The sequence below is a fragment of the Streptomyces sp. NBC_00464 genome (assembly GCF_036013915.1).
Taxonomy (GTDB): domain Bacteria; phylum Actinomycetota; class Actinomycetes; order Streptomycetales; family Streptomycetaceae; genus Streptomyces.
In genome coordinates, this window is the sequence record NZ_CP107899.1 from 7,214,825 (window position 1) to 7,234,291 (window position 19,467).

Annotated in this window: 23 protein-coding genes and 1 pseudogene; 11 read left to right on the forward strand and 13 right to left on the reverse strand. The window is 69.6% G+C overall.

Going from position 1 to position 19,467, the window contains the following annotated elements:
• Positions 1 to 8: 8 nt before the first annotated feature.
• Positions 9 to 455, reverse strand: a complete 447-nt coding sequence (locus OG912_RS32670; protein ID WP_093798523.1) for a Secondary metabolite protein — start codon at positions 453 to 455, stop codon at positions 9 to 11.
• A 440-nt stretch (positions 456 to 895) separates the two neighbouring features.
• On the opposite strand from OG912_RS32670, the gene OG912_RS32675 reads away from it, so the two are divergent.
• The 9 genes from OG912_RS32675 to OG912_RS32715 all read left to right on the forward strand — a co-directional run bounded on the left by OG912_RS32675 (position 896) and on the right by OG912_RS32715 (position 7,967).
• Positions 896 to 1,222 carry a transcriptional regulator gene (locus tag OG912_RS32675; protein WP_327170665.1) on the forward strand — a complete coding sequence of 109 codons (327 nt, stop codon included), beginning with the start codon at positions 896 to 898 and terminating at the stop codon, positions 1,220 to 1,222.
• Between the two features lies 1 nt (position 1,223).
• On the forward strand, positions 1,224 to 2,243 hold the full coding sequence (locus OG912_RS32680) for a hypothetical protein (RefSeq protein WP_327170664.1): 1,020 nt from the start codon (positions 1,224 to 1,226) through the stop codon (positions 2,241 to 2,243).
• Positions 2,243 to 2,947, forward strand: a complete 705-nt coding sequence (locus OG912_RS32685) for an ATP-binding protein (RefSeq protein WP_266413400.1) — start codon at positions 2,243 to 2,245, stop codon at positions 2,945 to 2,947. The genes OG912_RS32680 and OG912_RS32685 overlap by 1 nt, the downstream gene beginning before the upstream one ends.
• A 117-nt stretch (positions 2,948 to 3,064) precedes the next feature.
• Positions 3,065 to 3,631, forward strand: coding sequence for a WhiB family transcriptional regulator (locus OG912_RS32690; protein WP_327712462.1), 567 nt, complete (start codon positions 3,065 to 3,067; stop codon positions 3,629 to 3,631).
• Positions 3,628 to 4,695 (forward strand): DUF2637 domain-containing protein, encoded by a 1,068-nt coding sequence (locus OG912_RS32695; protein ID WP_327170662.1) that lies wholly within the window; start codon positions 3,628 to 3,630, stop codon positions 4,693 to 4,695. Before OG912_RS32690 ends, OG912_RS32695 begins: the two co-directional genes overlap by 4 nt.
• 102 nt (positions 4,696 to 4,797) lie before the next feature.
• The gene (locus tag OG912_RS32700; protein ID WP_003972986.1) at positions 4,798 to 5,022 is read left to right on the forward strand and encodes a hypothetical protein; all 225 of its coding nucleotides are present in this window, start codon (positions 4,798 to 4,800) and stop codon (positions 5,020 to 5,022) included.
• Positions 5,019 to 5,684 (forward strand): MobC family plasmid mobilization relaxosome protein, encoded by a 666-nt coding sequence (locus OG912_RS32705; RefSeq protein WP_327170660.1) that lies wholly within the window; start codon positions 5,019 to 5,021, stop codon positions 5,682 to 5,684. The genes OG912_RS32700 and OG912_RS32705 overlap by 4 nt, the downstream gene beginning before the upstream one ends.
• Entirely contained in the window at positions 5,684 to 7,456 is a 1,773-nt protein-coding gene (locus OG912_RS32710) for a relaxase/mobilization nuclease domain-containing protein (protein WP_327173595.1), read from the forward strand. Before OG912_RS32705 ends, OG912_RS32710 begins: the two co-directional genes overlap by 1 nt.
• A gap of 106 nt (positions 7,457 to 7,562) precedes the next feature.
• Positions 7,563 to 7,967 carry a hypothetical protein gene (locus OG912_RS32715; RefSeq protein WP_327170659.1) on the forward strand — a complete coding sequence of 135 codons (405 nt, stop codon included), beginning with the start codon at positions 7,563 to 7,565 and terminating at the stop codon, positions 7,965 to 7,967.
• A gap of 153 nt (positions 7,968 to 8,120) precedes the next feature.
• On the opposite strand, the gene OG912_RS32720 is transcribed toward OG912_RS32715, so the two are convergent.
• Positions 8,121 to 9,896 (reverse strand): hypothetical protein, encoded by a 1,776-nt coding sequence (locus OG912_RS32720; protein ID WP_327170658.1) that lies wholly within the window; start codon positions 9,894 to 9,896, stop codon positions 8,121 to 8,123.
• A gap of 375 nt (positions 9,897 to 10,271) precedes the next feature.
• Between OG912_RS32720 and OG912_RS32725 the strand changes: the two genes are divergently transcribed.
• A complete protein-coding gene (locus OG912_RS32725) occupies positions 10,272 to 11,102 on the forward strand; it encodes a hypothetical protein (protein WP_327712463.1) in 831 nt (276 codons plus the stop codon).
• A 282-nt stretch (positions 11,103 to 11,384) separates the two neighbouring features.
• Here the strand turns inward: OG912_RS32725 and OG912_RS32730 are convergent, their stop codons facing one another.
• The 3 genes from OG912_RS32730 to OG912_RS32740 all read right to left on the reverse strand — a co-directional run bounded on the left by OG912_RS32730 (position 11,385) and on the right by OG912_RS32740 (position 12,450).
• On the reverse strand, positions 11,385 to 11,714 hold the full coding sequence (locus tag OG912_RS32730) for an esterase (RefSeq protein WP_327712464.1): 330 nt from the start codon (positions 11,712 to 11,714) through the stop codon (positions 11,385 to 11,387).
• A 74-nt stretch (positions 11,715 to 11,788) separates the two neighbouring features.
• A complete protein-coding gene (locus OG912_RS32735; protein ID WP_443061043.1) occupies positions 11,789 to 12,109 on the reverse strand; it encodes a hypothetical protein in 321 nt (106 codons plus the stop codon).
• Complete coding sequence (locus OG912_RS32740; protein ID WP_088575424.1) at positions 12,103 to 12,450, reverse strand: DUF317 domain-containing protein; 348 nt, start codon at positions 12,448 to 12,450, stop codon at positions 12,103 to 12,105. The genes OG912_RS32735 and OG912_RS32740 overlap by 7 nt, the downstream gene beginning before the upstream one ends.
• Positions 12,451 to 12,666: 216 nt before the next feature.
• On the opposite strand from OG912_RS32740, the gene OG912_RS32745 reads away from it, so the two are divergent.
• Positions 12,667 to 12,930, forward strand: coding sequence for a hypothetical protein (locus OG912_RS32745; protein ID WP_327170655.1), 264 nt, complete (start codon positions 12,667 to 12,669; stop codon positions 12,928 to 12,930).
• A gap of 271 nt (positions 12,931 to 13,201) precedes the next feature.
• On the opposite strand, the gene OG912_RS32750 is transcribed toward OG912_RS32745, so the two are convergent.
• The 8 genes and pseudogenes from OG912_RS32750 to OG912_RS32785 all read right to left on the reverse strand — a co-directional run bounded on the left by OG912_RS32750 (position 13,202) and on the right by OG912_RS32785 (position 18,719).
• Positions 13,202 to 13,420 (reverse strand): hypothetical protein, encoded by a 219-nt coding sequence (locus OG912_RS32750; protein WP_237505066.1) that lies wholly within the window; start codon positions 13,418 to 13,420, stop codon positions 13,202 to 13,204.
• A gap of 57 nt (positions 13,421 to 13,477) precedes the next feature.
• The gene (locus OG912_RS32755) at positions 13,478 to 14,422 is read right to left on the reverse strand and encodes a DUF317 domain-containing protein (RefSeq protein ID WP_327170654.1); all 945 of its coding nucleotides are present in this window, start codon (positions 14,420 to 14,422) and stop codon (positions 13,478 to 13,480) included.
• Positions 14,423 to 14,536: 114 nt separating this feature from the next.
• Positions 14,537 to 15,376, reverse strand: a complete 840-nt coding sequence (locus OG912_RS32760; protein WP_327170653.1) for a winged helix-turn-helix transcriptional regulator — start codon at positions 15,374 to 15,376, stop codon at positions 14,537 to 14,539.
• Between the two features lie 24 nt (positions 15,377 to 15,400).
• The gene (locus OG912_RS32765; RefSeq protein ID WP_327170652.1) at positions 15,401 to 16,228 is read right to left on the reverse strand and encodes a large ATP-binding protein; all 828 of its coding nucleotides are present in this window, start codon (positions 16,226 to 16,228) and stop codon (positions 15,401 to 15,403) included.
• A complete protein-coding gene (locus tag OG912_RS32770) occupies positions 16,225 to 16,884 on the reverse strand; it encodes a hypothetical protein (RefSeq protein WP_327170651.1) in 660 nt (219 codons plus the stop codon). The genes OG912_RS32765 and OG912_RS32770 overlap by 4 nt, the downstream gene beginning before the upstream one ends.
• A pseudogene (locus OG912_RS32775) lies at positions 16,881 to 17,356 on the reverse strand (hypothetical protein). The gene OG912_RS32770 and the pseudogene OG912_RS32775 overlap by 4 nt, the downstream one beginning before the upstream one ends.
• Positions 17,353 to 18,123: a glycosyl hydrolase gene (locus OG912_RS32780; protein WP_327170650.1), complete on the reverse strand. Its 771-nt coding sequence runs from the start codon at positions 18,121 to 18,123 to the stop codon at positions 17,353 to 17,355. The pseudogene OG912_RS32775 and the gene OG912_RS32780 overlap by 4 nt, the downstream one beginning before the upstream one ends.
• Positions 18,120 to 18,719, reverse strand: coding sequence for a DUF4913 domain-containing protein (locus tag OG912_RS32785; RefSeq protein WP_327170649.1), 600 nt, complete (start codon positions 18,717 to 18,719; stop codon positions 18,120 to 18,122). The genes OG912_RS32780 and OG912_RS32785 overlap by 4 nt, the downstream gene beginning before the upstream one ends.
• Positions 18,720 to 19,467: the final 748 nt, after the last annotated feature.

The following is a 19,467-nucleotide window of genomic DNA, read 5'->3' on the forward strand; positions in this document are numbered from 1 at the left end:
CCAAGCCCTTACTTGTCGTCGAGCAGTCCCGACGCTTCCGACTCGTCGGGCATTCCTTCCAGTCTTCGGGCCTGGTCGATCACGGTGTTCACCATGTTCAGGCTCGAAGCGCTGAGACCGTTCGCGCGCAGAGCGACCCGACGCACCCCCTGGTCGCGCATGGCGGCGACCAACTGGATCTCGGCACGCTGGCGCTCCGCCTCCTCCTCGTCGAAGAAATAGCCCGGGTTCACGCCGAAGAAGCCGGCCAAGGCACGGATGGTCTGCATCTTCGGGTTCGAGTTGGTGCCGGTGCGAAGCTGCTGGATGGCGCTCGCGGAGATGGTGACGCCGGAGGTGTCACGGATGCCTTGCGAGACCTCCGCGTAGGTGTAAGGGCCGCGTCCCTTCGGGTGCACCTCTCGGAACAGGTAGTCGAGCAACTCCGAGAAGGTGCGTTCGCGCGATTCGGTCATCTCCAGATCTCCGTCATGGCGGCCATCATATCCACCTCAGTGGTGATCATGGTCGGTCAGGTTCAGTACCTCGCCATTGCAGTTGACGGAAGGGCGTAACTGCAATGTACGTTGTGCGTTGTCAGCATCCATTGCAGTGTTCCGCTGCTGGTGAGGGCTGGTCTATAGAAGCTGGACTTGGGCCGAGGGTCGCCATATGGTCCTGGTGCCCACAGGCGGAGATCACTGGCCGACGGAACAGCCGGGAGGGGAAGGAGACGAGCCCGCGCGGGTCATGAAGACCGCAGAGTGCACAGGGGTGGATGAGACCGGCGCCCGGGAGCTACCAACTCCCGAGCACCGGGCCGACACCCCGAGGGGTACCGATCCACATCTCGCGGGCGGCGGGGCTTTTGCACGAGAACCGCCGCACCGCGTTCCTACGAACAACGGAGTATCACATGCTCGCCACGCCGAGCGTCAACCCAGCCTGCCCGGATACCCAACGACAGCACCGCCTCGCTGCTCAGCTCGCAGAGATGATCCCGGGCGCGGCCACGATCCGAGTCAGCCTCACCGACCCGAGCCGGGCGTGGCCCCACCCGCGTGCCGCTATCCGGGACGAGGGCGGGAAGGCCCTGGAGGCGAGCCGGACGACGGCGACGGTCGCCGCCCGCTGGATCCTGCGGGTCTGGCCGGAGGCGGACTGGACCCGGCCGCACACCTTCGACATCCAGCGCGCCGCCCTCACATGCAGCGACCTGGTCGCCACCGGTCGGAGCCGCTGACATGGCCCGGATACGCACCATCAAGCCGGAGGCGTTCTTCTCCGAGTCGCTCGCCGAAGTGAGCGTCGAGGCCGAGCGGACCTTCTTCGGCCTCCTCACGCAGGCTGACGACCACGGACGGCACCGCGACAACGCCGCGATCATCGCTGGGCTCCTGTGGCCCCTGCGCGCCGAGCACACCTCGGTCCACGTCGAGGACGATCTCCACCAGCTCGCGAGCGCCGGCCTGATCTGCCGGTACACCGGCTGCGACGGCCGCCGCTACCTCCACATCGTGACCTGGTCCGAGCACCAGAAGATCGACAAACCGAGCCAGTCCCGCCTGCCCTCGTGCCCGCAGCACCAGGCTGCCGGCCGGTGCGGCCCCTGCAAGGGCAACTGCACCAAGCAGACCGAGGGGTCGCCCACCACTCCCCGAGGACTCGCCGAGACCTCGCCGAACGCTCCCCGACCCCTCGATCTGCCCACCCAGGCCACCTCGACGTCTTCCGGGCACGCGATTGTGTCCCCGGCCGACCGGCAGGCAGCCACCGATCACTTGGTCGACGTCCCAGGCAGCTCCCGATCGGAAACCCCAGGTCAGGAGGCATTCCCCAAGGACTCCCCGAACCTTCCCCGAAGCCTGCCCGAAGGCTCGGCGCCTGGATCTAGGATCTTGGATCCTGGATCTTCTCTCCCTACGGGGCGCACAGCGCCCGCAGCCGGCATCTCCGCCAAGGACCTCGTCGGGGAGTACGTCGCCGGGTGCGACCAGCGCCCCCCGAACGACGTGATCGGGCACCTCGGACGGATCATCAAGAAGCTCCTGGACGAGGGCATCGCACCGACGCACATCCGAGCCGGGCTGGCGAATTTCACTGCCAACCCCAAGCACCCGAGCGTACTGACCAGCATGGTCAACGAGGTGATGAACGCTCGCCCCGGCGGTTTGGCGCGGCCGGGAATCCGGCCTAACGTGCCCGCCCACCAGGCGTGGACCAACCCGGCCAACGCGTCTGCCGCCTACGCCGAGGAGCTGTGATGCACACCCGTCACCGTGAACCGCAGCTCCTCGGCAACGAAGCCACACTGGAGCGCATGGCCAGGATCCTGGCCGCCCGCAACATCGACCCGGCCGATGCCGCGCTGCCGGACGACGCCGAGCCCTTCTCGCCGCTGGACGCCCTGCTCGCCGGGATGCCTCCGCGCTATCAAGCGGCTGTCGCCGACCACCCCACGGTCCTGGAGTGGGTCCGGAAGGTCACCGACGCGGCCGTCGCCCCCAGTCGAGGAGGCCGACGACAGGTCACCACCGGACCTAGCCTGCTGATGGCCGGGGTCGTCGGCGCGGGCAAGACACACCAGGCGTACGGCGCAGTCCGAGCGCTGGTCAAGAGCGGGGTCGGTGTTCGCTGGCGCGCGACCACCGCTGCCGACCTCTACGCCGATCTCCGCCCCCGGCCCGGGGTCGACAGCGAGCGGCAGCTGGCAGCCGTCAGCCGCTGCCCGCTGCTGATCATCGACGACCTCGGCGCGGCCAAGGCGAGCGAGTGGGTCGAGGAAGTGACGTACCGGCTGATCAACCGGCGGTACAACTACGAACTCCCCACGCTGATCACGACCAACCTGGCGATCAAGGACCTGCGCTCCTACCTCGGGGATCGCGTCGCCAGCAGGCTCGCGCAGATGACCACCCGAGTCGAGTTCGAGGCCGTCGACCGCAGACGCCACAGCGCCGCCGCCTGACCCACCGCAGGCCACCCCGCCGGACCGCGTCCTCACAGCGCCGTCCCCCGGGCACCTACCGCCAGCGCACCTCTCCGCCGACGCCCCTGCGCGCGGAGAGCGATCGGAGCACCCCGCATGACCAGCACGATGAACGGCCCCGCCCACCACCGTCAGCTCGGCGACCAGACCTGGCAGGCCGACGCCGTCTGCCAGAGCACCGAGTACAACCCGGTGGACCCCGAAGTCTTCTTCCCCGAACCCGACGAGACCACCAAGATCGCCACCGCCAAGGCCCTGTGCGGCCAGTGCCCGGTCCGCCGAACCTGCCTGGACGCCGCTCTCGAAGGGGGTGACACCGACGGGATCCGTGGCGGCCTGACGGAGGAGGAGCGCGGGCCGCTGCACGACAAGCTCGCCAGCCGCCTCGACTACAGCCGCGTCAATGCCACCATCGCCGGGCGCGACGTGCACCTCACCCATGCGGAGCGCCGCGCGGTCGAGTACGCGGCCTACCGCCACGGGGTGAGCGAGCAGCGCCTGGCCTGGCTTCTGAAGGTCACCGAGGAGCACGCCCAAAAGCGATACCGCGAGATCCGCCGGGCCGAGCGCAACCGAACCCTGAACCAGCCCACCACGAACACCCCATCCCCCGAGACCAGCGGCGAGCGCCTGATCCGCGACGACTTCGGGACGGCGGCATGAACACCGCAAGCGCGCCGAAGACGGTGCACATATCCGGGTGGGACCGCGCGGCTGTCGTGGCCCTCGGGGGCGCGGGATGCGCGCTCTCGTACGACGCCCTGCAGCAGATGGCCGTCGCCATCCATATCCGAGGCTTCCTTACCTACCTGTTCCCCCTGGTGATCGACGGGTTCATCGCCTACGGCATCCGAGCCCTCCTGGTCCTGCGCAACGCACCCCTGCGCGCCCGGCTCTACGTCTGGACGCTCTTCGGCACGGCCACCGCCGCCAGCATCTGGGCCAACGCACTCCACGCGGTGCGCATCAACCAGGACACGGTCGCCGGCACCGGCCTCCGGCTCGGTGACGCGGTGGTCGCGGTGCTCTCCACCATCGCCCCGCTCGCACTGGCCGGAGCAGTCCACCTCTACATCCTCATTGCCCGGGGCCCGGTCAAGGACACTGACCGGCAGAACGTCGGTCAGCGCGGTCACCTCGGTCAGACCGACCGGGGTGACGACATCGAGGTCACCCGGACCGGCCGAGCCGGTCAGCAGCGGTCAGCGGCCGGTCAGGTCAAGTCCGGTCAGCCGGTCACCGCTCTGACCGACCGGCTGCCGCTGTCCCCGACCGACGAGGACACCGCCACCCGGTCAGCGACCGGAGACTCGACCCCGGCCACCAGCGGCCAGTCGGTCACCGACCACCGCAACTGGAGCCACGGTGCCCCTGACCTGCCGGGACAGGCGGACAAGGGGCGGACGGTCGCTGACCGCCCCGACAGTGCGGCCCCGGTCGGTGATGGCCAGGGCAGCCCGGCGGCGGTCATTGCCCCGCCGGTCACCTCGCCGCCGGTCACTGACCGGGCCGCTCGGCCGACTGATGACCGGCGTCCTGACCCGGACACCGAGGAGCTGCTGAAGATCGCCCGGTCGGCGGTCAGGGCCGAGGACAAACTGACCCGCAAGGTGGTCGCCCAGGCGATCCGAGGTCAGCAGATCCCGCTGTCCAGCGACACCCTGACCGCGTTGATGGCCCAGCTGCGCGAGCAGCACCGCCAGCCGGTCACCTCCTCCCGGCCCTGACCGAACATCCACGGAGTGGGTGACCAAGCCGGTCACCCCGGCCGGTCACCCGCTCCGCATGTCTCCGAGACACCCCGCCACAGCAGAAGCGGAGAGCACCCGATGCGCACTCACCCGGCCACGCCCGCCGAAGTCGACTCCTGGCTGACCGTCCTGCACCAGCACGGACACCTCCACCGCGCCCAGTCCGGCCCCGACACCACCTGGATCGTGCAACGCGAACAGCACGACCGGCCCTGGACCCTGCACCACCCCGTCCTGGCCATGGACTGGATCGAGGAACTCGTCCGCGAAATCCAGCAGCAGGACCCGGAGACAAGCCGGTGAACACCAACGACCCGGTGGCCACCCCCGCTGGACAGCATCGTGACCCCACCACGGCTCCTGGCGGAGCAAGCTATCGCGTACGACGGTCCTACGGCCCGTCGTACGCACTTGCCCCCGCCCGGGAGGGCGGGGGAAGCCCGGCTGGTCCCCGAGCGAGGGCGCACGGGGACCAGCCGGGCAACCGGCACCAGGGGGCGCCGGTCATCGGGGGAGAAGCAGATGACCCTGCCGACCGCGAGCAGCCGAGCCCGAGCACGCCCGCCTTCCCCGACCGCACCCCGCGCCGCCGTAGCCGCAACCCGAGCGAGCGCGCCCGCAAGACGACCACCCGCCTCTCCGACACCGAGAAAGCCGAGATCACCGACGCCGCCACCCAGCGCGGCGTCACCGTCGCCCGTTTCCTCGCCACCGCCGGCCTGAGCGCCGCCCGCGGACGTGCCGCCGTGCACAGCAACGACCAGCTCGACACCGCCATCGACGAACTCGCCGCTCTACGGCCCGCGCTGGCCCGGATCGGCAACAACATCAACCAGATCGCCTTCGTCCTCAACAGCGGTGGCCAGCCGCGCGCCGGTGAACTCGAACACGCTCTGGGCACGCTGACCGGACTTCTCGCCCGCGTCGATGACGCGGCGAACGACCTGGTGACCCGGCGGCTGTGATGGTTCCCGACATCGGACGCGGCTCCCGCACCCACGGCCTCCTCGTCTACCTGTACGGCCCCGGACGGCGCGAGGAGCACACCGACGCGCACCTCGTCGGCTCCTGGGACGGCTTCGCCCCCGACCCCGGCCGCGACACCGGCCACGACCCCGACCCGAAGGTCACCCTCGCCCGGCTCACCGCCGCCCTGGACCTGCGGGTCAAGCAGGCCGGCGACCGCGCGCCCGCCAAGCACGTCTGGCACTGCTCAGTCCGCACCGCCCCCGGCGACCGGCGGCTGGACGACGAGGAGTGGAACGCCGTCGCCCAGCGCATCGTCCACGCCACCGGCATCGCCCCGGCCGGAGACCCCGACGGCTGCCGGTGGATCGCCGTCCGCCACGCGGAGGACCACATCCACATCGTCGCCACCCTCATACGCGGCGACCTGCGCAACCCGCGCCTGAACTACGACTTCAACAAGGCCCAGGCCGAATGCCGCCGCATCGAGCAGGAGATGGTCCTGCGGCGCCTGAACGCCGGCGACGGAACCGCAGCGAAGAATCCCAGCAGCGCCGAGAAGTTCAAGGCCGAGCGCACCGGCCGCCCGGAGACCTCACGCGAGACGCTCCGTGAGGCCGTTCGTCGAGCCGTGGCGGGAGCGGATTCGAAAGAGGAGTTCTTCACGCGGCTCCGAGAGGCGGGGGTGCGGGTGAAGTTGCGGCACGCTCCGTCCGGTGACGCGCTCGGCTACAACGTGGCCCTGCCCGGCGACCGCAACCGCGACGGAGACCCGGTCTGGTACCCCGGCTCCAAACTGGCCCCCGACCTCTCCCTTCCGAAGATCCGCCTACGCCTCACCGACGGGGCCGCCGAACCGAGCGCGCCCGCGGTCGCCGTTGACCGGACGAACTGGTCACCGCCCGCCCGTCAACGACGCAACGCAGTCGTCATCGCCGAGCGCTCGGCCACGCTCCTGGAACGCGACGAGGACGGCGAGGCCGCCGCCCAGCTCGTCGGCATCGGAGAACTCCTCGATGCGGTGGCCCAGACCTCACCGGCCACCACCCGCGCCGAGCTGGCCGCCGCAGCTCGCGCCTTCGAGCGGGCGACCCGCAGCCATGTCCGCGCCGAACGCGCCGACACCCGGGCTCTCCGCTCAGCCGCCCGGGGTATTGTCCAGGCCGGCGGGGCGCTCGGCCGAGGCGAGGACGGCGGCACCACCGCCATGCTCGTCTCCACCCTCGTCCTGGTCACCCTCGCCGCCGCCCGCTGGCACTCCGCTCACGGACACGCTCAGCAGGCCCACGCCTCCCGACAAGCCGCCGCGCACCTGCGCACCGCCTACCGGCAGGCCGCCGCCACGCCGATGCGAGTGCTGCACGACCAAGGTCGGGCCCTTCCAGAAGCCCAGCGCCGCGCGCACGAAGCCACCCTTCGCGCCGTCCTGCCGGAGAAGGTCGTACGGGCAGGGGGCATGGAAGCGAGGACCGACGCCTTGGTCGCCACCCTCGCCCAGGCCGAGCAGGCGGGCCACGACTCCGAAGCCCTCCTGCGCCAGGCCATCGACATGCGCGAACTCGAAAGCGCCGATGACGTGAGCGACGTCCTGGTCTGGCGCCTGCGGCGCATCGCCCAGCTCCCGGCACACCCGGGTGACGTTGCCCGTCGTCCGCAGGCCGCCACCCGCCAGGCCACCACGCCGAGCAACCGCACCAGTGAACGAAACACAACGGCAGCCGCATCGCTCGGGACTGTTCAAGACCCAAACCGCCGCTCGTCACGTCGCTGACCAGGTCGAACCGGGAGTCGACCACCGACCGAGCGGACGCTGCGAAATGAATGGACAGCTGGTTCCACCGGCTGTTACGGATGAAGACAGGACCGACAACCGGGAGATGACGCTCGTGCTCAGAAGCACCACCCGCACCACGGATCCAGCACTCGCGCTGCCCGTCCTCCCCACTGGTACCGACCCCCTGCTGCAGCTCCAGGCCGAGACGCGGCCGGCCGACGGCCCCGGGGCGATTCGCTGCGTCGGCCACTCACGCGAACTCGCTCTCGGGGGCATCCCCGTGATGTGCTCCGCCTGCCGTGCCCGACGCGACTGGCTGCTCATCAACCGCGGGCGCAACGTCTGGGTCCGCTGCCGGTGCGGCAACCAGTGGCTCGAGCCCGAGATCGGCCGCGCCGACTTCGACGTCCTGGTCGGCGGCCCGCACGGGACGACCTACCCGAGTGTCGAGGCGGGCCTGGCCGCGCTCGGGTTCGACGGCGTATTCGCCGGCACCTACCTGGAGTAGGACTTGGCAGGGCGAATACGGCGAACACGAGACAGGTACCGCGGACGTCGACAGACGCATCCTCGCCCACCCAGAGTGCGCTTCGCTGTCGCTGCCTTGCGCTGGGATGGGTGTGCCCAGCCTGTTCGGCTGTAGGGCCACGGCCTTGATCGACTACCCGACATCGCGCGCCTTGGCCCCGGATCCAGTCGGCCCTGTGGACCTCATGCCGCTGCTATCGCCGCTTCCCCCTCCCTCGATGGGGATGTGGCGCCCGCGTTGAAGCGCGTCGCGTTCAACGTCTGGGATCGTCATCGACTCGGCGAGCACGGCGGCGAGCGCCTCCACCTGGACGTTTTCGACGCCTGCGTGGAAGAGCCAACGGATGTTCTCGTCGCGCGTGATGAGGTCGATTGCCGAACGCGCGCTCTTGTCCGGTGCGGCCGCTGCCCGGACGTACCGCACCTGATCGATCGGGATGTCCTGGCGGATCTCACCCTGTTCGAGGAAGGCGTTTGTCTTGGCTGTGATGATGCGGCGGTCCGTAACGGCGACCAGCGTCCTCGCCGGCGTCTTGTCCCGCGCCGCTGACAGCTTGTCCTTTGCCCCGCCGAAGATCGCGGAGACCGGGCCGAGGGAGTCGAGTTGATCGGGGAAGCCGAGGGCGCGCAGGGTCTCGTCGTCGTCGAAGAGCCATCGCAGGATGCGGAGGTACGGATCGAGGGCCGGCAACTCGGGTGCGCAGACGACGTCCGGGGCATCGAGTGGAGGGGCCGGCGGACGGAGGGCGTCGGCGAGGGGTTCGATCGCCTCCAGGAGACGGGCGGATATCTCGCGGGCCGCCTTCGCGTCCTTCCGCTTCCCCGGCAGCGACTGCGACAGGGGCTCGCGCCCGGGGAGCAGGGCGGCGAATCGCAGTTCTTGCGTCAGTGAGCCGACGAGGCTCGTCGTTCCGGCGAGAACGGAGTCGAACTCCTCGCGGGTGTCGCGCATGATGACGTTGACGAGCCGTGCCTCGGCGGCATCATCGCGGCCGGCGCCTCTCGCCCTCCCGGCCTGGAGCGCCTTGTATCCGACCCATGCCTTGAGACAGTCCAGGAGAGCGAAGGCGTCGAAGGCAATGGCCTCGGCGTTCGTCTGGAGGTACTCGCGGCGGCGACGGGGATCGGACCGGTCGATCTGCTCGATGTGACCGGCGACGTTCCCGCGGTACAGCTCAAGCTGCTTACGCAGAGCCGCCTCGCTGCCCGCGACGTTCTCCCACAGGGTGACGGGGACCGATTCGAGCTCTCGCGCCTGCTCGACCGCGCGGGTGATGGTCTCGACGAGCCCCGCCAGTTCAGACCGCTGCTCCTTGCGGACGGTGGCGAGCACCTGCCTCGTCAATTCGATGTTGGTCCTGACGAGGCCGGTGATCTCGCTCAGTTGCATCTGGAGAGCGACCATGGCCAGCGCCGGTCCGAGCGCGGCGGCGGTCTGCGCCGCGCTGACCGTGGTCACGGGGATGAAGCGGGCCTGGGCGATGAAACGGCCTGGGACCATCACCGTTCCGAGGTTCGCGCCGTCCTTGACGGCGAGGGTCGCGCCGGTCTTCAGCAGGGACTGCGTCGCGCTGCTGAGCCGGTAGAGCCCTTGTGCGCTGGCGAACGCGTTTGCGAGGCCGCCGACGGCGGTCGACGCGTTCCCGATCGAGGCGAGGACGGTGGAGATCTGCAGGCGGTCAGTGGCCGGTACGATTCCGAAGTCGATGAGATCGGGCCCGAGTTCCGCGGGGACCTCGCCGAAGAGGACGGCAACCCCCGGAAGGACCTCCACGAGGGCGGTCGACGCCGCCGACGGGTCGGGCTCCGGGCAGGGTGCCGGATCGCCCGCGGTGAGCGAGCCGCCGGTACCGCTCCGGTCGCCCTCCTCAGGCTCGACGGTTTCCATCGAGTCCGAAGGGTCCTGCATGCGATCTCCTCCTCGAGGGGCGCGCGACGGAATGCCGACGTCGGCGCTCACCGCCGCAGTGTACGTCTCGACGCCCTGCGGTTCAGCCCGAATCCACCGACCCGATCCCGGATCGGCCAGGACCGGCACGGGTGCATCCGGCGGCATGGAGTGGCTCCCGGGGAAGCTTGCCGGCACTTCTCAGCGCGGCTGCCGACAACCGGAATACCGCTGTCAGTTACCGCCGTTCTGCGGGTAGAGAGGGCGGAGCGCCACCAATGTCGGCTGCGATGGATACGCTTCCCATCGGTGTGGCCGTGTTGCCACATTCTTCGAACCGACTGGAGTCGGCTGGCTCAGGGGTGGGCGGCGGCGCGATGAGAACAGGGGGTAGCCATGTCCTTGGCCATGTGTCCACTGTGTAGTGACGACGAGGACATCGAGGTGCGCGCGACGCTCGACGGCGGACGCCGGGTGCTCAGGCATCGATGCGGCTTCGAGTGGGAGCACGGCGAGCCCGCCTCAGCGCAGCGGCAAGTGGCCCGCTCTTTCGAGGCTCTCAGGGCGAGCTTCCCGAAGCCCGAGGACGTCGATCCCGAGCGGTTGGAGCGCGTGGCCCGGCTCAAGGCGCGCTATCTCGCCGTCAAGCCGGACTTCGACCCGCGCGTGGCTGCTTACTGGTCGAAGTACCAAGGGGTCTTCACGCCTGAGGGGCTGCGGGCATGTAACCCGCAGATACTCAAGGACTTCGCCAACTCCGAGATCGGCGCGCGACCCGGGAACCAGGCCACGTTCAATTCCGCCTGGAACGACATGGGCGATGCCGCGGCGGCCGAGTCGACCCGCTCGACGATCGAGTACCTCCTGCACGGACCTGACGAGGTGCTGCTGGAGGAACGGCTCCAGCAATTACTGGACGGCACGAAGCGGTTCGCCATGACAGGCTTCAAGGAAGCCCTCCTCACGAAGGTCCTGTGCGTGATGCGTCCCGAACGGTTCCTCACGATCCTCAAGTACATGACGGATGCGGGCGGCAAGCGCGAGATCGCGCGGCTGGTCTACGGCTTGGAGCTCCCGGCACCCGAATCGGTGAGCTGGACCCGCGGTCGCCTTATTCTCTGGAGCAACGACCTCCTGCGCACCCTCGTCGGAGACGGCTTCGCCAACCAGCAGCACGCGGCGGACTTCCTGTGGTGGGCCAAGGGCAAAGTCGAGCGGAGCGGGTGACCGAAGAGCAGGAGCCGAGCGTCGCCGCGCGTGGAGCGGGCACCGCGCCGCTTGATGAGCTCGAGAGCAGTTTTCTTCGCTAGGGGAAGATGGAGACAAGTACAACTGCTGGCAGCGCGAGAAGGCCGTTCCGCCCCTACGAAGGCTGCCACTACCAGGTCTACGACGACTGCGGCTGTTGAGTAGGAGCGCCCATTCGTCCGGGCCCCGCGTACGTGGCACGCTGCTGGATGCAGGCAAGGCCGCCCCTGTTGGCGAGGGGCGGACCGCTGCGGTTCTTGGTCAGACCTCGGCGAGACGGGTCGAGAGGTTGAGGGCGTCGGTCGCGAACGCGAGGGCGGCGCAGAGGCCGGTCACCTCGTGGAGGGTCGGGCGAATCAGACTTGGCCAGCCGTCCGGGGCGGAGGGCCAAGAGGCGAGGTGTATCTCGGTGGTGGCCAGGCCCAGGTGGGCCGTGACGTCCCAGCACGTTGGGGAGGCAGGCTCCCAGCGGAGGAGGATGCGGCCGAGGAGGAGTCTCGGGGCTTCGGCGGCGCGCCAGGTGACGTCGAGGGGTCCGTCGGGTGCTGCGGAGACGCGCTGGACCAGCGCGCCACGCACGCCGTGTGGCATGGGACGTACAGCGAGGCCGTGCAGCGGGAGTACGTACGACGAGATGGGAGCCTCCGGAGTGTATGGGGAAGGGGTCAGGACCAGTTGAGGGCGTTGCGTGCCGACGGGGGGAGGTAGTCCTCTTGGCCGTCGTCGGGGATGAACGCCGTGCCGTCCTGGACGACGACCTCGGTCCCCACGTAGTGGGTGAAGGGGAAGTCGGGGTTGACGGCGAGGCGCACCGGCAGGTTGGGGTCGAGGTCCTGGAGCTGGCGGAGCAGGTGGCCGACGGTCAGGTACTGGGGCAAGGGAGTCTCCGGGAAGTGGTGGGTACGGACGGGGCCGGTCGGTCCGACGGCACGGGTGCCGTCGGACCAGCCGGTGAGAAGGGCGAGGGCCTGATCGACGGTCAGCACGAGGAGTGGGTGACCAGGGCGGCGAGGAATCCGGCAACGGCCTCGGAGGGGGTATGGAGACCGAACTCCTGGACCCATGCGTCGCCATCGGCGGGTTGCACCCGGACGTGCCAGACGATGTTGCGCTGCCAGGCCGACGGGTCTTCGGGGAGCCAGCCGACGTAGACACAGCCGTCGGGGCTGGTCGCGTGGACGTTGGCCTCGGGGGTGTCGACGATCGCCCACCCGAGTGCGTCCAGGAAATCGAGCACCGGCCCCGCACCGTGGTCGGCGAAGAGCCAGTGGAGAGCGTCCGCCGTGGGACGGACAACGGCCGGAAGGAGGGTGGCAGAGGTGCTCACGGTTAGATGGATCCCTTCGTTGACCTGCGGTTTTCCCGACACCCGTACGTTGGCATGCAGCATGCCGAAGTGCGTAGTCGTTTCCCAGCGAGGACGTCTGCCATGGGCGAACTCGGGTCGCCGGCAGGTGACGGGAGACCGGGGAATGGACAGGCCGCCGCGTTTGTCCTACATGGGTTGCGGTGACGGGCCGCAGGCGAGAGAAGGGGGACAGCGATGGCCGAGGCGAGCAGACACTGGGACGGCGCCGGGTTGGAGCGCAAGATTCGCGCGGCCGGGCGGCCGTGGACCGTGGGCCACATCGCTATGGTCGCCGACGGCCAGTGGGGCGTTGGTGCACAGCCCGACGAGTGGCCGGACGACGAAATGGTGGAGCGCCGGGTCGCCGAAGGCCGGCGCGTGGAGCTGACGATCGAGGAGCTGGCCCGCGCGGTGGGCCCCCGAGCCGAAGACGGCCACCGCGACGAGAACCAGCGCTAACCGTTCAACGCCGGGGCCCCGTTGTGGGCGCCGACGGCCCGACGACAGTCGCCGGAGAGGACGGTTCGGGCACGGCCCCGGGGCGTGCCGCATTTGCCCGGAGCGGGCGACAGCAGCCTGTGCCAGCCGAACCGTCGGCGCCTCAACCTCGGGTGCGGCTGCCTCACGAGCCTCCACCACGCGCCGGATCGCCTGCAGGTACGCACGGCTTTCCGCGTGGGCGACGCGGAGGCTGACCGCCGTTTCGGTGATCCGGTCGAGTTCGTAGAAGTCAGGCACGTACCCATGCCGGGACAGGGCGTGAAGACGGTCCTGGTTGGACGGTTACTGCGTTGTCCGTGATGGCCAGGGCCGTTCGGGTGTGCATGGCGCAGCGCAGGAGCGGGTCGTCGCTGGGGCGGCGGACCCCGAGGACCTCAAGAGCTTCGAGGGGCTGGCCCCAGGCGTTCTCGATCATGGCTGTGGCCTGGTCGAGCATGGTGGTGGGCATGGCGGAACTCCTATTGTGCAGGGACGGTCGCGGATGGAGTGCGGCTTGGGGTGGAAGTCAGCGCCCGCGCCGGGGCGCCGGCGAGCTGGCCGGCAGCCGGGCAGAGATCGCGGGGTGTCCCGTCCGTTTCTGTGCCGCACCCGTGGAGCGGCTCTGGGCGGCCATCACCCGGAGGTCGGCTGCTGTGCGTGGTGCCCGCGCGGCGCGGTGTACGGCCTGGGTGACCGCGGTGCGGCGTACGTCCAGCGGAGTCGGAGCGCGCGAGACCTGAGCCTCGGCCATTGGCGTGGCCGAACCGACAGGGGTCATAGAGACCAGGTGCTGCATACGCCGGTCGACTTGGTGGCGTTCGCGGACCACCGGGGTCGACTTCGCCATCACAGCGGCGGTTGCGGCGATCAAATGGGATGGGGTGCGGGCCGTGAAGGTCGCTTCGGCACGAGTGCCCCAGCCCGGCGGACCAGCCCACAGCTCGACGGTCCTGCGGTCGGAGCCGTAGCCGCGCCGATCGATAAGGATGCCCGCTTGGTCGTCAGGAGCGATGATCTCGACGGTGCCGAGTTCAGCAGCTCCGTCAAGGTTCCAGCCGGCATCGGTCAGCGGCCGGACGGTGTCCCTCCAGGGGACGGTTGGCCCTGTCAAGAAGCGGCCGAGGGTGTCGGAAGCGATGGCTTCGTCGTAGTCCTGGACCAGTGTGGCGGTGAGGCCAGCGACCAATTCGGCCGGGGTGACGTGGTTGAACGTTGCCGTCCAGCGAGGCGCTGAGAAGGCGTCCTCGGCTGCGCTGATCTTCCACAGTTCGAAGTCGTCGCCGAACCAGCCGATCCGAATCCGTTGGTCGGGAGAGGTTACGAGGAGCTGGCAGGGGCCCTCATCAAGGTACTGATGAGGCCAGTGGGCGACGGGTGCGAAGCCAGCCTCGCCGGTCCCGTTGGAACCAGCCAGATACATGGGGCTGACCAGTACCTCTTGGTACCGGGTCGGGTCATCAGGGGCGTACATGGTCGAGTCTCCGGAAGCGAAGGAGGAGAAAGGATTCGCGTGGGCAGCGGCGGGAGCCGCTGGAGCGCACGCGGATGCCGTGGCGGCGGCGAGTGGCCTCTAGTTCTCACCCCGTCACCGGCCCCGGCCCGGTGCCGACTGAGCGGTCACGGCCGCCGGCACCCGCGGTTCCGGCTGAGGCGCGTGGCTGAACATGACGTTGAACGCGGCGGCGCTCCGCCGTAGGGCCGCCGCGGTCCGGGCGCTGTCGGCCCCCGCCCCCAGCGGAATACCGACGTGGGTGCGCGTTGCTGCCGCTGGCGCTGTTCCACTTCGCAGCGCGAAGGGCTGGCTCCAGTGCTCGACACTCGCGTAGACGGCCCCCAACGCATGGCCAGCATCGGTGAGCACGTAAGGGTCTTCGTGTCGGGAGCCCGTCCGCGTGACCAGGCCATCGGCCTGAAGCCGGAGGAGTCGCTGCCGTGCGAGGCCGTTGTCCAGGCGGGCCGCCTCGGCGATGTGAACGAACCGCATCTGGCCGTCAGCCGAGTCGAGGGCCTGAATCACGGCAGTCGAGTGCCGAAGATGCGAGCGGCGCAGCGCGTCCTCGACACGCTCGGCTTCGGCCATCGGCTCCTGTGTCAGGTGGGTGAGGGACCAGTCTGACACCGTGCGGAGGACGGGGGCCAGAGACGTGCCGAGCGCGCTGAGTCGGTACGGCGCGCCCCGCCGGCCGTCATCGCGGATCACCAGTCCGTCAGCGTGCATCGTGGCCAGCCGATTGCCGACGAACTGCTCGCTGACGAAGGGGAGCTGCGCAGCAGCATCGCGGACACGCATAGGGCCGTTCACCTGGGCCAGGGTCATCGCGGTCCAGGTGGTCCACTTGGGCCCGATCCGAGCGAGAGCTTCCTCGACGCGCTGGGCATCGATGGAAGCGATGGAGAAGGTGGGAGGCAGGCCGGGGGTAGGCATGGTGGCGTCCTTATCGGGATGAGGTCAGCGTGAGCGGGGAGCCGCGAGGGAGGTCCTGGCGACGGGCTCGGCGGCCGAGTCGGCGAGCGCACCTGACTTGGTCTGCGTGGTGGTGCGGCCGAGGGCGGCGGACACCCGTGACGTCGTCGCGCGACCATCACGCAGGGCGGCTTCCCCCTGCGAAGTGAGCGAGAGGAGCTGGCCGGGCCGATACACGTTCTCGGTGGTGTCCTGATGCAGTAGCCCGTCGGCGACCAGCCGCTGCACGGTCTGCGGGAAGACCGCCGGGTCCTGCTGCTGGGCCTTCTCCCGCGAGATGTACGGGTCCTCGCCGATCGCGTTGCGACGAAAGCGAACGCCTCCGGCCGCAACGGCTTCGAGGGCTACCAGCCCGCGCTCCCCGGCGACGGCCCAGTCGTCGTCCCGCTCGGGCCTCGTCTTCTGGCCCTGCCCGTGGCTCTTGTTGGTCGCGCGTTGAACAGGCTCAGGCGAGGAAAGAAGCCGCCGGTAGGCGGACAGGGACTCGACGAACTCACTGTATGCCCGGTCTTCCTGCGCCAGAACGTCTCCGAGTTCGGGCAGGGCGGTCCGCAGCAGCACGTACGACACCTGGGCGCGGCCGACTTCACCGCGACCAATGCCTTCGAGCAGCCGCTGAGCCCGCTGGACCGCGTCGAGCACGCTCTCGTGTCGCTCGTCCAACGCCGCTGAGGCTCCGATGACGCGCGTAGCGGCCTGGCGCAGCGGCTGCCGCGGACCATGCGCGAGGGCGGGCACACTGACGTCCCCGACACCGAGCACTTCGACGACGAGATAAGGCCCAGGGTGTGTGTCTGCGTCGTACGGGTTCACTCCGTCGCCTCCATCCGGGCGAGCAGGGAGCGGACCAGAACGGGCAGGCTGCCGGGGTCGCCGCCGAGCCGAGGGCGGTCGCTCGCTTCGCGGAGGAGATCGGCGTCATCGAGCAGGCCGCTGGAGATCTCCATGCAGGCGTCGGTGATCCGGGCGGCGGCGAGCAGCGACTGGGAGAGAACCTCGACGTAGTCGTCCGGCGCGAGGCCGGCGGCCTCGGCTGCGTTGCGGACCGCCTCCAACTCAAGTGCGCTGAAGGCGAAGTCGAACTCGTCGTCCCGCTCGGTTCCGCCGGTTGGGGCGACGATCGGTGCGCAGGGCTCCGTGGGGATGCCCACGCGGGTACAGATCTCGTCGACTGAGGAGGTCAGCTCGGCGAACGACTCGGTGAGCCACCCCAGCGCGGAGGCGTATGAGGCGAACAGGCCCGCCGAACCAGCGGGGCGTGGCTCGGCGGCCACGAAGCCCTCGAACCGGTCGTTCAGCCCGGTGATCACACGGGGCCCAGCGGCCAGCGGCCCCAAGACGGGATGCAGGTAGGAGCGGGCGGCAGCCGTTGGGTACTCGGCGGCAGGGATGCCGTCGACGTTCTGAGCGGCCTCGGTGAGGAGATCCGCCAGCCCTGAACGGGTCAGCGCAGTACGGTCGTTGGTCATCGCTGGGCGACCTTTCGGGGGGTAGCGGCCGAGGGCAGCGCTGTTGACGGGGTAGTCGCGCGGCCTGCTGTCGGCCGTTCGGCGATGAGCGTCGAGCGAGACCGGGCGGCCTGCACGCGGGCCTCCGTGGCGGAGTCCGGGCCGACCTCTTGCTGGGGGCCGGCCCGCAGTTGGGCCGTGCGGTAGACCGCGTAGTCCTTCCGGCTGCCAGCGGCCACGAGGTAGATCTCGCGCTTGTGAGTCGAGGTCGGTGGAGCCTGACGGAACTGGATGACCAGCCGGTAAGCGACCTTCGGGTCGACGTACACCTTGTGGAAGCCGGCGAGGCGGCCCTTCAACGGCAAGCAGTCGTCGCTTCCGCGGACCAGGTCTGCAGCTCCAGCAAAGCCAAATCGCGGATCTCAGGGGCGAGTTCCCGCAGGTCGGCGATGGCGTCAGGGTGCGCGGCGAAGGCGAAGCGGGCGCGGCTCACAGCAGCCTCCCCTGGACCGCGCACTGGACTGGCACCGCTGCTGTCGCGCGGGGCGCGTCTAGACCGGTCTGCGGTGTCGGAGAGGTACCGGCGGACCGGGAGAGGGCGATGCGGGCCCTGACGACGGCACCGTTGTGGTCGCTGCACTCCGGAGGCTCGGGCAGCGGTTCGCTGCGCTCGTCCAGCCAGGTCTGGGCGACGCCGACGTCGGGGAAGGCGCCCTCGCGCATCGTGTACGTGCCGGCATCGTGGTTCCACTCCTCGTAGAAGAGGCGAACTGGTGCCTGGGTGGCCTGGGAGTCGTTGACGAGTGTCCACGCCTTGCTGGGATTGTCGTCGGAGGTGTAGGTGTCGACGACCTCGTAGCGGGCGCCCGACCTCTGGATATGCTGTTCCACCTGGACGGTGAGGTCGTCGGCGGGCTCGACGTAGTCGCCACCGCGCAGTGCGATCCGTTCGAGCGGGCAGCCGCGTTCTGCCAGCCAGTTCTGGGCGAAGGACGCCGTGGCGTGGTGACTCGTCTCGAAGGTGAACGTGGACTGCTGCAGATCCCGAGCGACCGCGATCGCAACGAGCTGTGGCTCGCCGGGTACCCCCCAGGTGACCGATCGGTCGTGGGCGAGGATGAAGCTGTGCGAACCGTTGGGCTTGGTGTCGTGTTGGGACAGCACCGTCAAGTCGCCAGACCAGAGGGCCTCCATCGCCCCCTCGGAGTCGTCGTCGACCGGCGAGAGATTGGCGAGGTCGAAGTCGAGGATGTCGATCACGCCGCCGTCCCCGACTGCTCGGGAGCCGGGGTAGCCAGCACCCGGTGATTGGGGCGAGTTGCGCTGGTCGTGCAGGCCGCGAAGGGTCCGTCGGGTGCACGCAGGTGCGCCAGGGTCTGGTCCAGGTGGTCGCGGTGCCAGGTCGACGGGCTGGACAGGCCGGCCTCCGTGTCGGTGAACTGCTGCCAGGCGAGCCAGAGTGCGTGGAGCCGAGCGACGGCCTCGGGGTGTTCGTGCCAGTGCGCGCACCAGGGACGGCTCGTGCTGATCTCTCGGCCGTACACCGGCAGAAAGAGGTAGTTCACCCAGTCGCTGAGTGCAGCGAGTTCGACGGCGTATGCCTCGCCGCCCAGGGCGAGGATGAACACCGAGGCGGGGCCGCCGGCCTTCTTGCCGTCTGCCGCCTCGGCTTCCGGAGTGCCGTCCGGCGGCTGGTTGGTGACGGATTCGGGCTCGGAGCCGAGGCGGTCGAGGATGACGCCGTGCTGCCTGACCTTGGCCATGGCCTTGGCGAGGGTGCTGGCGAGGTCGTCAAGGTCTGCGTCGGGGACGCGGTACGGCTCGGGGCCGGGGGAGGTCGGGCTGGTGTCGGCCATGGGGGTGTGCTCCATCTGTGAGACGGCGACATGCCCGAGAGGATCCGGAGAATCAGCGATTTGGTCCGGCCGGAAGAACGCGGTAGTGGGGCGCTATCGGTCGGAGCAGCGGGGAAAGGGTGGGGCCAGCAACCGCAAGGCACGCGCAGCCTGTTGTGGGACGAAACCGTTGCCGAGCGCGGTGAGCTGCGCTGGACGGCCGAGCCCTGGAGTCGCGGTGACCCAGCCGGCGTCGAGGCCTTGCATCCACTCCACGAGGTCCGCGCGGAGCCGACCGGCCGCGTCCGTGGGAGCCGGGGGCAGGACGGGTGAGCGTCCCCCATCGGGTGATGGCGGATCCGTACGCTCCCCATCGCCGGTCCGCGCCCCCGCCTCCGGCGTTTCCCCGGCCCAGAGGGGCAGGACCACCGCCGACAGGGAGGCGGCCATCCCTTCCCGGGCCGGCGGCCCGGGGTGCCCGTGTCGCTCGCCCTCGGCGTCGGCAACAGAGACGCCGCCGCACTGGGCAGGGTCATGTCGCCATTGCCGTGCCGCTGGTTCGGCGAGCCCTTGATTCCGTAAAGTTCGTGGGTTCAGGATTTCTGAGGGTTCTTGCGCGGGAACTCGGGGCTGGTACCAGCTGTATCGCACGGCGAGTTACTTGTGCTGATGTCGTGCGCACGGAGGCTGTCAGTGGGACGCGCAAATTCGGTCGCAGTGGTCGGTGACGGCATACGTGGTGCGGCGGATGTCCACGATCGCAGAGCCT

What these genes read in the sequence shown, in the direction of transcription:
- OG912_RS32710 (WP_327173595.1), top strand. Translation starts at nt 5,684, where the DNA reads ATGGTTCCCGACATCGGACGCGGCTCCCGCACCCACGGCCTCCTCGTC.
- OG912_RS32675 (WP_327170665.1), top strand. Translation starts at nt 896, where the DNA reads ATGCTCGCCACGCCGAGCGTCAACCCAGCCTGCCCGGATACCCAACGA.
- OG912_RS32720 (WP_327170658.1), bottom strand. Translation starts at nt 9,896, where the DNA reads ATGCAGGACCCTTCGGACTCGATGGAAACCGTCGAGCCTGAGGAGGGC.
- OG912_RS32745 (WP_327170655.1), top strand. Translation starts at nt 12,667, where the DNA reads ATGGCCGAGGCGAGCAGACACTGGGACGGCGCCGGGTTGGAGCGCAAG.
- OG912_RS32725 (WP_327712463.1), top strand. Translation starts at nt 10,272, where the DNA reads ATGTCCTTGGCCATGTGTCCACTGTGTAGTGACGACGAGGACATCGAG.
- OG912_RS32750 (WP_237505066.1), bottom strand. Translation starts at nt 13,420, where the DNA reads ATGCCCACCACCATGCTCGACCAGGCCACAGCCATGATCGAGAACGCC.
- OG912_RS32680 (WP_327170664.1), top strand. Translation starts at nt 1,224, where the DNA reads ATGGCCCGGATACGCACCATCAAGCCGGAGGCGTTCTTCTCCGAGTCG.
- OG912_RS32690 (WP_327712462.1), top strand. Translation starts at nt 3,065, where the DNA reads ATGACCAGCACGATGAACGGCCCCGCCCACCACCGTCAGCTCGGCGAC.
- OG912_RS32685 (WP_266413400.1), top strand. Translation starts at nt 2,243, where the DNA reads ATGCACACCCGTCACCGTGAACCGCAGCTCCTCGGCAACGAAGCCACA.
- OG912_RS32755 (WP_327170654.1), bottom strand. Translation starts at nt 14,422, where the DNA reads ATGTACGCCCCTGATGACCCGACCCGGTACCAAGAGGTACTGGTCAGC.
- OG912_RS32670 (WP_093798523.1), bottom strand. Translation starts at nt 455, where the DNA reads ATGACCGAATCGCGCGAACGCACCTTCTCGGAGTTGCTCGACTACCTG.
- OG912_RS32785 (WP_327170649.1), bottom strand. Translation starts at nt 18,719, where the DNA reads ATGGCCGACACCAGCCCGACCTCCCCCGGCCCCGAGCCGTACCGCGTC.
- OG912_RS32700 (WP_003972986.1), top strand. Translation starts at nt 4,798, where the DNA reads ATGCGCACTCACCCGGCCACGCCCGCCGAAGTCGACTCCTGGCTGACC.
- OG912_RS32730 (WP_327712464.1), bottom strand. Translation starts at nt 11,714, where the DNA reads ATGCCACACGGCGTGCGTGGCGCGCTGGTCCAGCGCGTCTCCGCAGCA.
- OG912_RS32715 (WP_327170659.1), top strand. Translation starts at nt 7,563, where the DNA reads ATGACGCTCGTGCTCAGAAGCACCACCCGCACCACGGATCCAGCACTC.
- OG912_RS32760 (WP_327170653.1), bottom strand. Translation starts at nt 15,376, where the DNA reads ATGCCTACCCCCGGCCTGCCTCCCACCTTCTCCATCGCTTCCATCGAT.
- OG912_RS32770 (WP_327170651.1), bottom strand. Translation starts at nt 16,884, where the DNA reads ATGACCAACGACCGTACTGCGCTGACCCGTTCAGGGCTGGCGGATCTC.
- OG912_RS32695 (WP_327170662.1), top strand. Translation starts at nt 3,628, where the DNA reads ATGAACACCGCAAGCGCGCCGAAGACGGTGCACATATCCGGGTGGGAC.